Annotated in this window: 14 protein-coding genes; all 14 read right to left on the bottom strand. The window is 59.2% G+C overall.

Translation table 11 applies throughout. The features are described 5' to 3' along the window. Window positions 1–4: 4 nt before the first annotated feature. The 14 genes from PPTH39_RS20435 to PPTH39_RS20365 all read right to left on the bottom strand — a co-directional run bounded on the left by PPTH39_RS20435 (window position 5) and on the right by PPTH39_RS20365 (window position 14784). Window positions 5–310, bottom strand: coding sequence for an STAS domain-containing protein (locus PPTH39_RS20435; protein ID WP_095002611.1), 306 nt, complete (start codon window positions 308–310; stop codon window positions 5–7). A 105-nt stretch (window positions 311–415) separates the two neighbouring features. Then, complete coding sequence (fliJ, locus tag PPTH39_RS20430) at window positions 416–868, bottom strand: flagellar export protein FliJ (protein ID WP_095002612.1); 453 nt, start codon at window positions 866–868, stop codon at window positions 416–418. Window positions 869–874: 6 nt separating this feature from the next. Further along, window positions 875–2233: a flagellar protein export ATPase FliI gene (fliI, locus tag PPTH39_RS20425; protein ID WP_095002613.1), complete on the bottom strand. Its 1359-nt coding sequence runs from the start codon at window positions 2231–2233 to the stop codon at window positions 875–877. Beyond that, a complete protein-coding gene (fliH, locus tag PPTH39_RS20420) occupies window positions 2223–2981 on the bottom strand; it encodes a flagellar assembly protein FliH (protein WP_130872366.1) in 759 nt (252 codons plus the stop codon). The genes fliI and fliH overlap by 11 nt, the downstream gene beginning before the upstream one ends. Further along, a complete protein-coding gene (gene fliG / locus PPTH39_RS20415) occupies window positions 2982–4004 on the bottom strand; it encodes a flagellar motor switch protein FliG (RefSeq protein WP_083369860.1) in 1023 nt (340 codons plus the stop codon). Then, window positions 3997–5781: a flagellar basal-body MS-ring/collar protein FliF gene (gene fliF / locus PPTH39_RS20410; RefSeq protein ID WP_095002615.1), complete on the bottom strand. Its 1785-nt coding sequence runs from the start codon at window positions 5779–5781 to the stop codon at window positions 3997–3999. Before fliF ends, fliG begins: the two co-directional genes overlap by 8 nt. A gap of 15 nt (window positions 5782–5796) precedes the next feature. After that, on the bottom strand, window positions 5797–6129 hold the full coding sequence (gene fliE, locus PPTH39_RS20405; protein ID WP_016781577.1) for a flagellar hook-basal body complex protein FliE: 333 nt from the start codon (window positions 6127–6129) through the stop codon (window positions 5797–5799). A gap of 244 nt (window positions 6130–6373) precedes the next feature. Continuing rightward, window positions 6374–7759 carry a sigma-54-dependent transcriptional regulator gene (locus PPTH39_RS20395; RefSeq protein WP_095021128.1) on the bottom strand — a complete coding sequence of 462 codons (1386 nt, stop codon included), beginning with the start codon at window positions 7757–7759 and terminating at the stop codon, window positions 6374–6376. Between the two features lie 5 nt (window positions 7760–7764). Then, on the bottom strand, window positions 7765–8883 hold the full coding sequence (locus tag PPTH39_RS20390; protein WP_095039312.1) for a sensor histidine kinase: 1119 nt from the start codon (window positions 8881–8883) through the stop codon (window positions 7765–7767). A gap of 207 nt (window positions 8884–9090) precedes the next feature. After that, entirely contained in the window at window positions 9091–10572 is a 1482-nt protein-coding gene (locus tag PPTH39_RS20385) for a sigma-54 dependent transcriptional regulator (RefSeq protein ID WP_095002617.1), read from the bottom strand. Window positions 10573–10752: 180 nt separating this feature from the next. Further along, window positions 10753–11046, bottom strand: a complete 294-nt coding sequence (locus tag PPTH39_RS20380; RefSeq protein ID WP_095002618.1) for a flagellar protein FliT — start codon at window positions 11044–11046, stop codon at window positions 10753–10755. Between the two features lie 16 nt (window positions 11047–11062). Beyond that, window positions 11063–11452 (bottom strand): flagellar export chaperone FliS, encoded by a 390-nt coding sequence (fliS, locus tag PPTH39_RS20375; protein ID WP_016781581.1) that lies wholly within the window; start codon window positions 11450–11452, stop codon window positions 11063–11065. Window positions 11453–11548: 96 nt separating this feature from the next. Further along, window positions 11549–12910: a flagellar filament capping protein FliD gene (gene fliD, locus PPTH39_RS20370; RefSeq protein ID WP_130872365.1), complete on the bottom strand. Its 1362-nt coding sequence runs from the start codon at window positions 12908–12910 to the stop codon at window positions 11549–11551. Window positions 12911–13065: 155 nt separating this feature from the next. Beyond that, window positions 13066–14784 carry a flagellin N-terminal helical domain-containing protein gene (locus tag PPTH39_RS20365; RefSeq protein ID WP_130872364.1) on the bottom strand — a complete coding sequence of 573 codons (1719 nt, stop codon included), beginning with the start codon at window positions 14782–14784 and terminating at the stop codon, window positions 13066–13068. Between the last annotated feature and the right edge of the window lie 347 nt (window positions 14785–15131).

Here is a 15131-nt window from a genome sequence, read left to right as displayed (position 1 = left end):
CCGCTCAATTGATATCGAACAACTTGTCGAAATTGGAAACGCCCAGAATCTTGCGCACATCCGGGCTGCTGTTGACCACGCGAATGTCAGAATCATCACCGCCGACATGCTCACGCAACAGCAGCAGCATGCCCAGGGCCGAGCTGTCGAGATAGGTGGCATCCTTCAAATCCACCACTACGCAGGCGGGCGCGGGGCTGAGTTCTTCGTAAGCGTCACGAAATTCCTGGTGCTTGGCAAAGTCGAACCGGCCCTTGATGGCGATCGTCAGCTTACTGCCATCTGCCGAGACTTCAGATGTCACTGCCATGTGAATTGCTCCCGAGATAGTCAGTGCAACTATAGACGCTTCTGTGAGCACCGCCGCAGGCCAATACCCGTAGCAGCTGCTACGGGATGCAGAGGACGTACGCGATCAGTACACGTCTTTGCGCGGCAAGCGCTGGGACAGTTCGTCCATCAGCTTTTGCTCGCGCTTGTCTTCCAGCTGGCGCGCTTCGTCGGCGTAGCGCTGTACCAGTTTGCGCAGCCCCTCAACCCGGGCATAGGCCTGTTGCCAGGTCTCGCGGGCCTTGTCGAGATTGTTCTGATGCCACACCAGGCTTTGACGCTGCTGGCCAACGGCGGTTTCCAACTGGCCGAGGAAGTACTGATAGTTACGCAGCCATTGGCCCGTGACTCCCTGGCTGCCGCGGTCTACCCATTGCGCCTGGTATTCCCCGCGGAAGTTTTCCAGATCACCCAGTTTGCTGTTGGCCAGGTTGACCTGCCCCTGGAAGTGACCCAGACGCTGGGCCGCAGCCTTCTCGGTCTTTTCCGCCATGTCCACCACCGGCGCCAGACGCGAAGCCCTGTTGTCACTGGCCATGGTCGATTAACCTCCGGCTGCCGGGGCGAAGATACTGCCCAGATGAGCGCCGCTCTCGGCCAGGCTGATATTGTCGTTCAACCCCTGGCGCAGATACCCCACCATCGCCGGTTGCAGGGCAATGGCGGTATCGGTCTCGCGATCGCCGCCCGGCACATAGGCGCCCACGCTGATCAAGTCCCGCGCCTGCTGGAAGCGCGACCACAGCTGCTTGAACTGCTGGGCGCGGCGCATATGCTCTTCACTGACCACCGAGGGCATGACCCGGCTGATGGATGCTTCAATATCGATGGCCGGGTAATGGCCCTCTTCGGCCAATCGACGGGATAACACAATATGACCGTCGAGCACGCCCCGCGCCGAATCGGCAATCGGGTCCTGCTGGTCATCCCCTTCAGACAGCACGGTGTAAAACGCGGTGATCGAACCACCCCCGGCCTCGGCGTTGCCGGCGCGCTCCACCAGCTTGGGCAGCTTGGCAAACACCGACGGCGGATAGCCCTTGGTCGCGGGCGGCTCGCCAATGGCCAGGGCGATTTCCCGCTGGGCCTGGGCGAATCGGGTCAGGGAGTCCATCAGCAACAGGACGTTCTTGCCCTTGTCGCGAAAATATTCGGCAATCCGCGTGCAATACATCGCCGCGCGCAAACGCATCAAGGGCGCATCATCGGCAGGCGATGCCACCACCACCGAGCGCTTGATGCCTTCGGCACCCAGGATATGTTCGATAAATTCCTTTACCTCACGGCCCCGCTCGCCGATAAGGCCCACCACGATTATGTCGGCCTCGGTAAAGCGGGTCATCATGCCCAGCAACACACTCTTGCCCACCCCTGTACCGGCAAACAGGCCCAGACGCTGGCCGCGACCCACCGTCAATAAACCGTTGATGCTGCGAATGCCCACGTCCAGCGGCACGCTGATGGGGTCGCGCTTGAGCGGGTTGATGGTGGGGCCGTCCAGCGGCACCCAGTCTTCGGCCTTCATCGGCCCCTTGCCGTCCAGCGCACGGCCGGCGCCATCGAGCACCCGCCCGAGCATGCTCATGCCCATCGGCAGGCGACCATTATCGGCCAGCGGCACCACTCGGGCGCCCGGCGCAATGCCGGCGACACTGCCTACGGGCATCAGAAAAATTTTACTGCCACTAAAGCCCATCACCTCAGCTTCGACTTCTACCGGGTGAAAGCTGTCGTCGTTGATCACCAGGCAACGGCTGCCCATGGCCGCGCGCAGGCCTTCGGCCTCCAGGGTCAGACCGACCATGCGCAGCAGGCGCCCTTCAACCACCGGCTGCACCGGCAAGGACACCGCCGGAGCGTAGCTGCCCAGGCGCTTGGCAAAACTGGTGCGCTTAAGGTGCATCAAGATCGATGTCGATATCAGGCGCCGCCGGGTGCAGTACCTGTTCGTGGAGCTGGTCAAGCAACTGGCTCATGGCCTGCTTGATCCGTGTTTCGATACTGGCATCGATGCGGCTGTGCTCGGTTTCAATGCGACAGCCTCCCGGTTGCAGGCTGTCGTCTTCGACAATCCGCCATTGCTCGTCATGACGCTCACGCAGGGCCTTGATCTGGTCAAAGTCCTGCGGATTGATAAACAGGCGAATATTCTCGGCGCCCATCGGCAACAGCTTCAAACCCTCGCGCAGCACTTGCCCGATCTGGCTCGAATCGGTTTTCAGCTCGCGCTGGATCACTTGCCGGGTCATGTGCTCAACCAGCCCGATCATGGCTTTCTCAAGCTGCTGATCCTGCTCGGCAAGCGGTGCCAGCAGGCTGCCCATCAAGCGCTCGAGGCTGGCAACCTTGGCCGTCAGGGCCACTTCGGCTTCCTGGCGAACCTTGAGCTGGGTGCTATGAAAACCTTCTTTCTCACCCGTGGCGAAGCCTTCGTTGTAAGCCTCCTGGCGAATGCTTTCGAGCTCTTCAAGGGTCAACGGCTGGACTTCTTCCAGCGGCACCTCTTCCATCTCGGTCAGTTCTTCAACCGGCTCGGGTTCGGGCTCTGCTTCGGGCTCGCGCCACGGATCGAAGCTGGGCAGACCCCAGACATCAAAAGCACCGACATCCTTGGCACGGATTACATCACCGGGGGTTTCGCCGCTGCTCACTTAGATCATCTCTTCGCCGCCCTTCCCGCCGAGAGCAATTTCTCCGGCTTCGGCCATACGGCGGGCGATGGTGAGGATTTCCTTCTGCGCAGTCTCGACATCGCTGACGCGCACCGGGCCTTTGGCTTCCAGATCGTCGCGCAGCAATTCGGCGGCACGCTTGGACATGTTCTTGAAGATCTTTTCCTGCACGTTCTCGTCGGAGCCCTTGAGCGCCAGTACCAGTACGTCAGAGGACACTTCCCGGAGCAACGCCTGGATACCGCGGTCGTCGACATCGGCCAGGTTGTTGAACACGAACATGAGGTCTTCGATCTGACCCGAAAGGTCTTCGTCGATATCCCGGATCGAGTCCATCAACTGCGCTTCCATCGAGCTGTCGAGGAAGTTCATGATATCGGCCGCGCGCTTGACCCCACCCAGGGAGGTACGCGCCGCGTTGGAGTTGCCGGAGAACTGCTTCTCGAGGATCTGGTTAAGCTCCTTGAGCGCCGCCGGTTGCACGGTGTTGAGCGACGAGACCCGCAGGATGATGTCGAGGCGCGCCTTCTGGTCAAAGTGGCCGAGCACTTCACCCGCCTGGTCAGGGTCGAGGTAAGCCACCACAATGGCCTGGATTTGCGGGTGCTCAAAGCGGATCACATCGGCAACGGCACGCGGTTCCATCCACTTGAGGCTATCCAGGCCGCTGGTGTTGCCACCCAGCAGGATGCGGTCGATCAGGCCGTTGGCCTTGTCTTCGCCCAGGGCCGAGGTGAGCATTTTGCGGATGTAGCTGTCCGAGCCCACGCCGAGGCTGGTCTGGTCGCCGACGATCTCGACGAATTCGCTCATCACCTGCTCGACCTGCTCGCGGTGCACGTTGCGCATCTGCGCCATCGCCACACCCACCCGCTGGACCTCCTTGGGGCCCATATGGCGCAGCACCTGGGCGGCATCGGATTCGCCCAGCGACAGGAGCAAAATGGCGGCCTTGTCGACCCGGGTCAACTTGGCGTTGGCGGCGGCGCGGTTATCACTCATCGGCATTGATCCACTCTTTTACTACCTGGGCCACACGGCCCGGATCTTCTGCGACCAGACTCTTGATTGCATTCAACTGCGCGTCATAGCCTTCGCTGGGGCTTGGCAACATGATGCTTTGCGGGCCGCCAAGGCTGACACGGTCGTTGGCCAGCTCGCCATCCAGACCGCCCAGGCCGCCCATCTCGGCATCACTGCCAATACCGGCCACCTGCTTGTTGCGGCCGTGACCGGTGATGTTGTTGAGCACCGGGCGCAACACACCGAACACCAGCACCAGAATGAACAGCACGCCGAGCACTTGCTTGACCACATCCCAGAACCAGGGCTGGGAATAGAACGGGATATCGGCGATCACTTCACCACGCTCAGTGGAGAACGGCACGTTGATCACGCTGACGCTGTCGCCACGGCTGGCATCGAAGCCCACGGCGTCCTGCACCAGACGGGTAAAGCGCGCCAGCTGATCGGTGGTCCATGGCACCTGGGTGATTTCACCGTTGGCCGGGTTGACGCTGATCTTGTCGTCGATCACCACCGCCACCGACAGGCGATTGACCCTGCCCTGCTGCTGTTTGGTGTGGCTGATGGAGCGGTCAAGCTCGAAGTTGCGGGTCGACTGCGAACGTTTGTCGGCCGGGTACGGCGCCAGCATTGGCTGGCCGGTGCCCGGATCCATGATTTGCTGGCCGTTGGCATCAAGCAACGGCTGGCCCGGCTGGATCATGCCCGCCCCGCCAGCAGCTCCCTGGCCGGTTTGCTGCGGTGCGCTGGCCGGGCTCGGCGGTTGATTGCTCAGGGCCCCCGGCACGCCTTGCGGGCCGTTGCTGGCGGTGCGCTGCTCACTGGTCGATTGCTCGCTGCGCAGGGCTGGCTGGTCGGGGTTGAACTGCTCGGAGGTGGACTCGACCGCGCTGAAATCAACATCGGCCGACACTTCGGCCTTGTAGCGGTCATTGCCCAGCACCGGCTGCAGAATGTTGTGCACGCGCTGGGTAAGCATGCCTTCCATGCGGCGACTGTAGTCGAACTGCTTGCCGGCCATGGTCAGCTCGGAATTTTCACCCTGATCCGACAGCAGATTGCCTTTTTGGTCGACCACGGTGATCTGCGACTTGCTCAACTCGGGCACGCTGGTAGCCACCAGGTTGACGATCGCCAGCACCTGCCCAGGCTCCAGCGAGCGGCCCGAGTACAGTTCTACCAGTACCGAAGCGCTGGGCTTGCGCTCATCGCGGACAAACACCGAGCTTTTCGGGATGGCCAGGTGAACCCGCGCACCCTTGACGTTGTTGAGGCTGGAAATGGTCCGCGCCAACTCACCTTCAAGGCCACGACGATAGCGTGTGGCCTCCATGAACTGGCTGGTGCCCAGGCCCTGGTCCTTGTCGAGAATCTCGAAACCGATATTGCCGTCTGTAGGGGTTACGCCTGCAGCGGCCAGCTTGAGGCGGGCACGAGAAACGTCATCGGCCTTGACCAGCAAGGCGCCGGAATTGGGTTCAACGGTGTAGGCAATGTCTGCAGCGGCCAGGGTTTCCATGACCTGCTTGGCATCCATACCGGCCAGGCTGCCGTACAGCGGCCGGTAATCGGGTTGCTGGGACCACAGCACCACGGCAAAGCCGATCGCCACGCTCGCCGCCAGACCGACCATCAGGCCGACCTGACGCAGCATGGTCATGTCGCCCAGATTGTCGAGAAAGGTCAGGCCAAACAGCGGTTTGCCGCCTGCGCCTGCTTTGGCCGGAACGTTATCCGGAAGTGCATCTGCCATGACTTGATATCGCCCTTAAACCGGCATCTGCATGATGTCTTGGTAAGCCTGAACCAGCTTGTTACGTACTTGGGTCAAGGCCTGAAAGGAAACGCTGGCCTTTTGGGAGGCGATCATCACGTCAGTCAGGTCGACACCGCTTTTACCGATCTCGAACGCGTTGGACAGCTGACTCGACGCCTGCTGGGTTTCGCTGACCTTGTTGATCGCATTACCGAGCATGTCGGAGAAGCTGCTGGCACCCGCTTCGGGAGCGGCCTGCACAGCCGATTTCGGTTGTGCCATGGCGTCCATCTGCATGGCCCGCATGTCCAACATCAATCGATTAAATTCAATACCTTGGCTCATGGACCAGTGCCTCCGACGACCCGCATTTTTTTGACACTTTCACAGCGCATATTGAGGTGTAGCAACAAGGGTGCCAGCTCCTTGCCGTTTTATAACAATTAACGTTACAAAACGTCGCAGACAAGGATAACACCTGCCCCTGCGGGAGCGGGCTTGCCCGCGATTTAATCGACGCGGTGAATCAGGCGCTGCGCGGTGATGCCTTCGCGGGCAAACCCGCTCCCACAGGGGTTTAGTGACGTTCTCAGGTGGCAGCAAACAAATAAGCCTCAACATCCATCCCCGCATCACGCATTTGCGCCAGCTTGTAGCGCAAGGTGCGCGGGCTGATGCCCAGACGCTCGGAAGCTTCCTTGCGTCGCCCGCGCTCGGCACGCAAGGTGTCGATAATCATCTGGAACTCACGCCGGCGCAGATCATCGCCCAAGCCGCCCGCCGACTCCACAACTTCCACCGCCAGCGGCTCAGGGCGCGTCAATGGCGGCAAAGGTGCACAGGCCACAGGCCCGGCCAGGCAAAAATCTGCCGCCTCGATCAAGCCGCGCTGCTGCAAGATCAGCGCCCGTTGAATCGCGTTATCCAGTTCGCGCACGTTGCCCGGCCACGGGTATGCACTCAGGCACGCCTTGGCATCGGGCGAAAACCCTACAGCAGTGTGCTTCATTTTGCTGATGTGTTTGGCCAGCAGCCGCTCTGCCAGCGGCAGGATATCGGCGATGCGCTCACGCAACGGCCTCCAGGCCAGGGGAAAAACCGAAAGGCGGTAGTACAGATCTTCGCGAAAACGCCCCGCTGCCACCTCCCCCGCCAGGTCGCGGTTGGTGGTGGCGACAACACGGATATCCAGCGCAACCGGCTTGCGCCCGCCCACCCGTTCAACTTCGCGCTCTTGCAATACGCGCAGCAGCTTGGCCTGCAAACCCAAGGGCATTTCGGAAATTTCATCCAGCAGCAAGGTGCCGCCATCAGCCTGCTCGAACTTGCCGGCCTGGGCGGCAATGGCGCCGGTGAAGGCGCCTTTTTCATGACCAAACAGGGTCGCCTCGAGCATATTGTCGGGGATCGCCGCACAATTGATCGCCACAAACGGCCGATCCACCCGATGGGAATGCTGGTGGATATAACGCGCCAGCACCTCTTTGCCAGTGCCCGACTCGCCCGAGATCAGTACCGTGGCATCACTGCGCGCCACCCGTGCAGCCAGCTCCAGCAACTGTGCGCTGGCCGGTTCCACCGCCACCGGCCCTTCGCTGTCGGCCACGCCGAGGCTGCCCAGAGCATGCCGGGCCACCAGATCGAGCAAGGCTTTGGGCTCGAACGGCTTGACCAGATAATCCACCGCCCCTTCACGCATGGCATCCACCGCCCGCTCCACCGCACCGTGAGCCGTCATCAGCAGCACCGGCAATTGCGGCTGGCAGGCGCGCAGGCGGGCCAGCAACTGATGGCCATCCATACCGGGCATATTGACGTCACTGATCACCAGGCTGAACGGCTCCAGCATCACCGCAGCCAGGGCTTCTTCCCCCGAACAGACGGCGCGAAAACCGTGACCTGCCAGCAACAGTGTGTCTGCCAGGGCCTCACGCAACGCATGGTCGTCCTCGACCAACAGCACGTTAATTCGCATCACCATCAGTTTGCCTCCGCTACAACGGGAATCAGCGGCAAGCTGAGCAAGGCACAGGTGCCACGCCCCAGCCGCGAACGTAATTGCAATTGCCCCTGGTGCGCACGCACCACGGCATTGACCACCGCGAGGCCCAGACCTGTACCAGTGGCCTTGGTGGTGAAAAACGGCTCGCCCAGGCGCGCCAGCACTTGCGGCTCAATGCCACTGCCGTTGTCGCTGACACACACCCTTAAACTGTTGTCGCGGCGATACAGATGCACCTTGAGCCGCACCTGTGGCGTACCGGCTTGCAGGGCGTTTTCGATCAGGTTGAGCAGCGCGCCGACCAGGGTGTCGCGATTGCACAGCAACTGCCCCGTGTAGGCATCGCACTGCCAGCGGATCGCCACACCCTGCACATGGGTTTGCGCGGCGGCTTGCAGGGCCTGCATCAATACTTTGGGGGTGACCCTGTCCGTAAGCGGCAGTTCGCCACGCGCAAATACCAGCATGTCGCGCACCTGATGTTCCAGCTCGTGCAGGCGCTCCTTGAGACGCCCGGCGAAGCGCTGCTGGGTTTCCACCGGCAGCGCCTGCTCGGTGAGATGACTGGCGTAGATCAGCGCGGCCGACAGCGGCGTACGAATCTGGTGTGCCAGGGAAGCAACCATGCGCCCCAGAGACGACAGGCGCTCATGGCGGGCGAGCTGGTCTTGCAGGCGCCGGGTTTCTGTCAGGTCATTGAGCAACACCAGTTGCCCGGGCTCGGGATCCAGCGAACGGGTGGCAATCGACAGGCGCCGACCGTCCTTGAGCGATACTTCGTGGCCGTCGTCTTCACGAGGTGCAAAACAGCGGGCAATCACATGGCGCCACAACTCGCCTTCCAGCGGCAGGCCCAACAGCTCGCAGGCTGCGGGGTTGGCCTCGCGCACGTGACCACGATCATCAATCACGATGATCCCGCCTGGGAGCAGATCGAGCAGGTGTTGCAAGCGATTGGCCAGCCGCTCTTTCTCTGCAAGCTCGGCCATGCGCTGCGCACTGACCACTGCCAGCTCGCCGGTCAGCTCCGAGACGCGGGCTTCCAGCAGACTGTAGGGATCGGGGGCCGAGGACAACTGGACGGCGGCTTGAGGCATGGGGCGTACTCGCTGGGCTGACCGTCATAAAACGGTCCGTTAGACCAAGCGAAGCAATACCCGTGCCTGAATAGCTAACACAAGCGAACCGCTATGCCAGCCCCGGCTTATGTGGGAGCGGGCTTGCTCGCGATTTGGGCGCCTCACAGTGTCAGGAATAACGCGGTGATGCTATCGCGAGCAAGCCCGCTCCCACAAAGTCACGCGTCAATCATCCGCCTGCTCTTCACCTTCGCGACGGCTCATGCCGTACTTGCGCATTTTCTCGACCAGGGTCGTACGACGAATACGCAAGCGTTCTGCCGCACGCGCCACAATTCCGTTGGCGTCGTCGAGCGCCTGCTGGATCAGACCTTGCTCCAGCCCGCCAAGGTAATCCTTGAGGTCCAGCCCTTCAGGCGGCAGCATCGCATTGGCACTGGCCACGAAGTCAGTCGTGGCATTGTTGATGGCCACGCGCTCTTCCATATCGCTGCGCAGGCTGTCGACCAGTTGCTCGTCCTCGTCATCCACGTAGCGGAATTTTTTCGGCAGCTCAACAACGCCAATCACCCCGTACGGATGCATGATCGCCATGCGCTCCACCAGATTGGCCAGTTCGCGGACGTTACCCGGCCATGCATGACGGCACAACGACATGATGGCGGCGGAATTGAAGCGGATCGAACCGCGTTTTTCGTGCTCCATGCGCGAAATCAGCTCGTTCATCAGCAACGGAATATCTTCGACCCGCTCACGTAGCGGTGCCATTTCAATCGGGAATACGTTGAGGCGGTAGTACAGGTCTTCGCGGAAGGCGCCGACTTCAATCATGCTTTCAAGGTTTTTGTGGGTGGCGGCAATGATCCGCACATCGGCACACTGGGTCTTGTTGCTGCCCACACGCTCAAATGTACGTTCCTGCAACACACGCAACAGCTTGACCTGCATCGGCAGCGGCATATCGCCGATTTCGTCGAGGAACAGCGTGCCGCCATTGGCCAGTTCAAAACGCCCGGCACGGCTGGTGATGGCCCCGGTAAAGGCGCCCTTCTCATGGCCAAACAGCTCGCTTTCCAGCAGCTCGGCAGGAATCGCCCCACAGTTGACCGGCACAAACGGCGCATCGCGACGCTTGGAGTGGTAATGCAGATTGCGCGCCACCACTTCCTTGCCGGTGCCGGACTCGCCGAGGATCAGCACGCTGGCATCGGTATCGGCCACTTGCTGCATCATCTGGCGCACATGCTGGATCGCCCGGCTGGTACCGACCAGGCTGCGGAACAGGTTGGGCTCGCGATGACGGCCGCGCTCGCGGGCCTGGTCATACATCTCGCGATAAACCTGGGCACGGTGCAGGGAATCAAGCAATTTACTGTAGCTGGGGGGCATTTCGAGGCTGGACAACACCCGGCGGCGCTGGTCTTCAGGCAGGTCGAGAGAAGAAACTTCACCTAAAAGCATGATCGGCAGGAACTCATCCCACGCGGCCAGTGTCTTAAGCAGTCCTGATAAGCCACCGGCAGTACTCACGGTGCCGACCAGCACGCAAAGCACTTCGCGACTGGACGGCAAGGCACTGACAGCCTGCTCCCATTCGTGGCTGGGGCTGGTCAGATTTTCTTCGCCAAGAAAATTCAGGATCACCGCCAAATCACGGCGGCGGACGCTATCGTCATCGATCAGCAGGATTTTGGTTTCACGCCACATGCAATAGCAACTTCCCTAGTCAACTCAATGCCCCGGATGGCAGGACATATGTAGACGTCCTAACCCTGTTGGATATCTAAGACGACTGAATACAGAATAACGTGCTAGTTAAGTCAAAAAACTGTGCCGAGTCAAATTTATGGCGGTTTAAAACGCAATTAACCACATATTCTTTAGGCCTTAACCGAATAGATGGTAAACCTTTGACGCATTTTTTGCTTGGTTGATCTGCCCCATCTGCTCAACGACTGCCTGGCGCTCATCAGTAGCCGCCTCCAGCAACATGCGATACACCACCAATAACCCCTCCAGATTTTCGCGCAAAACAGCCTCGTCCAGTGGCGCTTCGTCCAGCACATTCTCGACACACACCCGACAGGCCGAATCCAGCTCGCCGATGGCATCCCAGTTGCGCTCGGCCAGGGCATCAATCAGCGCTTCGCGGGTTTCCTGAATACGTTGCAGTTGGCTCATGACGCACTCCTCTGGCTTATTGCGGGGCGATGGCATCCCAACCACTTTTTACAGTGATTAGCAGGCGCGCCACTTCATCGATGATTTCCGGGTCGTTCTTGGCATTGGCCAGGGTCAGGCGCACGGCCATGTACTCGTACAGGCTGTCCAGTTGCTCCAGCGCGGCCTTGTCGTCGGTCTTTTCTTCATCCAGGCCCTGACGCAGGCCGGTGATGATATCGATGGCCTTGGTAATCAGCATGGCCTTCTGCGGGATATCACCACGGCTCATCGCGCCCTTGGCCTGGGCCATACGGTCCAGGCCGCCTTCCATGAGCATCTGAATCAGACGATGGGGGCTGGCTTCGGAGATTTGAGCGTGGGAATTAACCTTCTGATACTGACGAAGGGCGCGCATCGGGTTCATGTTTCTACCTCATTACGGTGTCAGGCAAAAATGCTTGGTTCTTGATCTTTTTATCGACTGCAGCGCCCAAAGCTTTAGCGGCCAGGGCGCGGCAAATCAGTCGGATTTAGGGTTATTCAAGGAATTGAGCGTGGTCATGATGCTGGAACTGCTGGCGTTGATTTTGGCGATCAGGGTATCCATTGCGGTGTACTTGGAAGTCAGCGACGTCTTCAGACTGTCCATGCGTCGATCCAGATCCGCTTGCTGAGTGGTCAGGTCCGTGAGCTTGGTATTCAAGTCAGTCACGCGACTGGCCAGCAGCCCGGTCGTACCCACATAGCTATCGGTCGCCTTGGTCATCCGCGCCACCAGGCCGTTATCACCGCTAAACACCTTGGCAATTTCAGTTGCGCCATTGGGCTTGGCGACTGCAGCGTCCCACTGCTTGTCATCCAATGTCAGCAACCCGGTTTTTTGATCGGTACTGATCCCCATCTGGGACAAGCTGCCCATGCTCGACGAGGCAGAGTTTTGCAGCAGCTCGTTGCGAATGCCGCTGACCAGTTGACGCATCGACGCATCGCCAGTCAGAGCGCCCGAGGTAGTGGTTGCCGCATCACCGGTGGCCGTAACCTTGGTCTGGGTATTGATACTGGTCAACAGCGCGTTGTAGGCACTGACAAACGACTGTACCGAGGTTTTCAGCGTTGCGGTATTGGAAGCCACCGTGATAGTGGACGCCTTGGTATCAATCAGCTCCAGGGTCACGCCACTAATGGCCGACGTGACCTTGTTGCTCGACGACTCCATGGCGATGCCGTCGATGGTGTATTCCGCATTCACCGGCGGTTTACCGGCGTCATAGCCCGTCGACAGGTCTGAATCACCGCTGATGGTGATATCGGTGCCCTTGCCGGTGGTCTGCGAGCCGATCACCAGCCGCGAGCCGTTGGCGTCGGTCAAGACGTTGGCGCTGATGCCTTTGGATTGCAGTTGTGTGTTAATCGCCTCACGGGTCTGCTGCAGGGTTGCGCCTGCGGGGATCGACACATTGTAGTCAGAGCCGGACTGCGAAATGGTCAGGGTCGTAGGCTCAGTGCCTGAGTTTACGACCGAGGAAGTACCACCCTCAAACACCTTACTGGTGATTTTTGACGAGGTCGCCAACTTGCTCACGTCCAGCGCATAGGTGCCGGTGGAGGCTTTGTCATCAATGGTGACTTTGGAAATTTTTTCGTCTGACGACGTAGCGGCCAGACCATTGAAACTGGAGACGCTGTTGAGCTTGGCAATGGCTGCACGATAGGTTTCGAGCGACGCTTTTACTGTGCCCACAGCGGACAACTGAATGGTGGTGTCTTTTTGTTGCGCGGTAATCTGGCTTTGCTTGGGTGCTTTTTCAGCATCAACCAAGGCTTTCACAATCCCGATGGTGTCAAAACCCGAACCGACGCCGGTAATCGTAGAACTGGCCATCTGTATTCTCCTTGTCCGGTGGCTACCGCTTTATTGACGAAGCAAGTGCCAAGACTGCAGGCAGCTTCACAATTCGTGCCACCTTCAAGCAGTAAATGCTGAAAAAACAAAAGGGCACGTAAACGCGCCCTTTTGTTCTCAACCCAGCGCTGAAATTACTGAAGCAGTTTCATGACAGCGGAAGGCAGCTGGTTAGCCTGGGACAGGATCGCGGTAGCGGCCTGTTGCAGGGTTTGTTGCTTGGTCAACTCGGCAGCTTCCGATGCGAAGTCAGTGTCCTGAACGCGACCACGTGCAGCAGTCGAGTTCTCGGAGATGCTTTGCAGGTTGGAGACGGTGCTGTCGAAACGGTTTTGTACAGCACCCAGTGCGGAACGCTGAGTGTCGATCTGCTGGATGGCGCCAGTCAGGGCCTGAATAGTTTGTTGAGCGCCTTCGGCAGTCAACACGCTCAGGTCGGAGACGGTGGTTTCGACAGTGTTGGCGGCAGTGGTTTTAGCGGTGGTTGTGAGGCCTAGGGAAGCCAGGCCAGTACCTGCACTGCCGTCACCGATAGTGATGTCCTTGGTCGAGAACAACTTCAGGGTGTTATCAGCGTTTTTGCTGGCGGTTACACCAGTGCTAGCGCTGTTGATCGAAGACACAATGGCGTCCATCGAATCGCCTTTCTTGAACTTGACCTCAATACCATTCAAAGAAACGGAAGTGTCTTTGTCCAACTGGGCTTGAGTGGTACCAGCGGTCAAACCAACTTTGGCCAAAGCTCCTTTACCGTTAGTGGTTTCAGGGTTGCTCAGGTTAACGGCTTTGCCGTCAGCAGAGGTCAGTACAAGACGACCGTCTTTCTGGCTCGCCGTGACACCAGTGGTGGTGGTCTGGGCATTGATGGCGAAGATTACGCCGTCGGTTTTACCGTCTTTAGTAGTACCACCCAGGGTCATGCCAGCAGTCAGATTAACTGTTGTGCCATTGATATTGATATCAGCTGCACTTGACAACCCACCGACAGCAGAACCGGTAGCCGCAGTTTTGAAGTTACCGCCATCAGATACAACGCTACTGGCTACAGTAAACGCAGTAGTACTGCTCAACTCTAACTTACCACCGTTATCTACAGCTTTAATACCTGTAGTATCCGTTGCCAGGTTGATTTTTGCAGCTGCTTTTGCAGCACTATCTTCGGTTGCAGTTAGGGTAACTGAACCACTACCGCCGCCGCCAAAAGTAAGCGTCTCACCGCCTACACCTGGTGCCGCATAATCAGCAGCAGTGGTCAGAACGTTGCTAGCAGCAGCAACACCACCTGTTACCGTGGCAGACAACTGTGTAACACCACCAGCAGCATTCGCCTCACCATAAGACCCCTTCAAACCAGTAGCACTGATATCGCTCATACCGAACGAGATGGTCTGGTTGGCATCAGCACCCACCTGGAACGACTGGTTCTGGAACGAGCCGTCCAGCAGGTTACGACCACCAAAGGTGGTGGTAGACGAAATACGGGTCAGTTCACCGACTTTCGCTGTGAATTCTTGTTGCAGGGAAGCACGGTCATCAGCGCTTTTATCACCGTTCGCGGACTGCAGGGCCAGTTCACGCAAACGTTGCAGAATATTGGTCGATTCTTGCATCGCGCCTTCAGCGGTCTGCGCAATCGAGGAGCCGTTGTTGGCGTTGGCGATGGCAACGGTCATGCCTTTAACCTGGGAAGTCAGACGGTTGGCGATCTGCATGCCGGCAGCGTCGTCTTTGGCGCTGTTGATTTTCAGGCCGGAAGACAGACGGGTCATCGAGGTGCTCAACGAGTCGCCGGCTTTGTTCAGGTTCTTTTGAACGGTCTGGGACGTGACGTTAGTGTTTACTGATAAAGCCATGACGAAATCCTCATTGGATGAATACTGCGGCTTCCGGCCCTGGCAACCGCCGGGTGTGGCCTAGAGAACCTTCGTAATGGTTATCGTCGTAAACGCAGGTTGCTTGAGGTTTATTTTGATTTTTTTTGCAGGCAAGGGGGCCATGCCTTGTAATTCAGGGGGTTAGCGGGGCGATGAGCTGCCGGGCACCCCCCAGTGTGGGAGCGGGCTTGCTCGCGATTCGGGCGGCGCGGTGCTTCAGGCAAACCAGGGTGATGCCATCGCGAGCAAGCCCGCTCCCACAGATTCAATCAGCCCTGCCAGAAAGCAAAACGCCCATGGCTTTAGGGCCACGGGCGTTTTGTGTT

It is taken from the genome of Pseudomonas bubulae (genome assembly GCF_900618535.1).
Lineage (GTDB): Bacteria > Pseudomonadota > Gammaproteobacteria > Pseudomonadales > Pseudomonadaceae > Aquipseudomonas > Aquipseudomonas bubulae.
The sequence above is the reverse complement of the archived record's forward strand: the minus strand, read 5'-3'. Positions and strand labels throughout refer to the sequence as shown.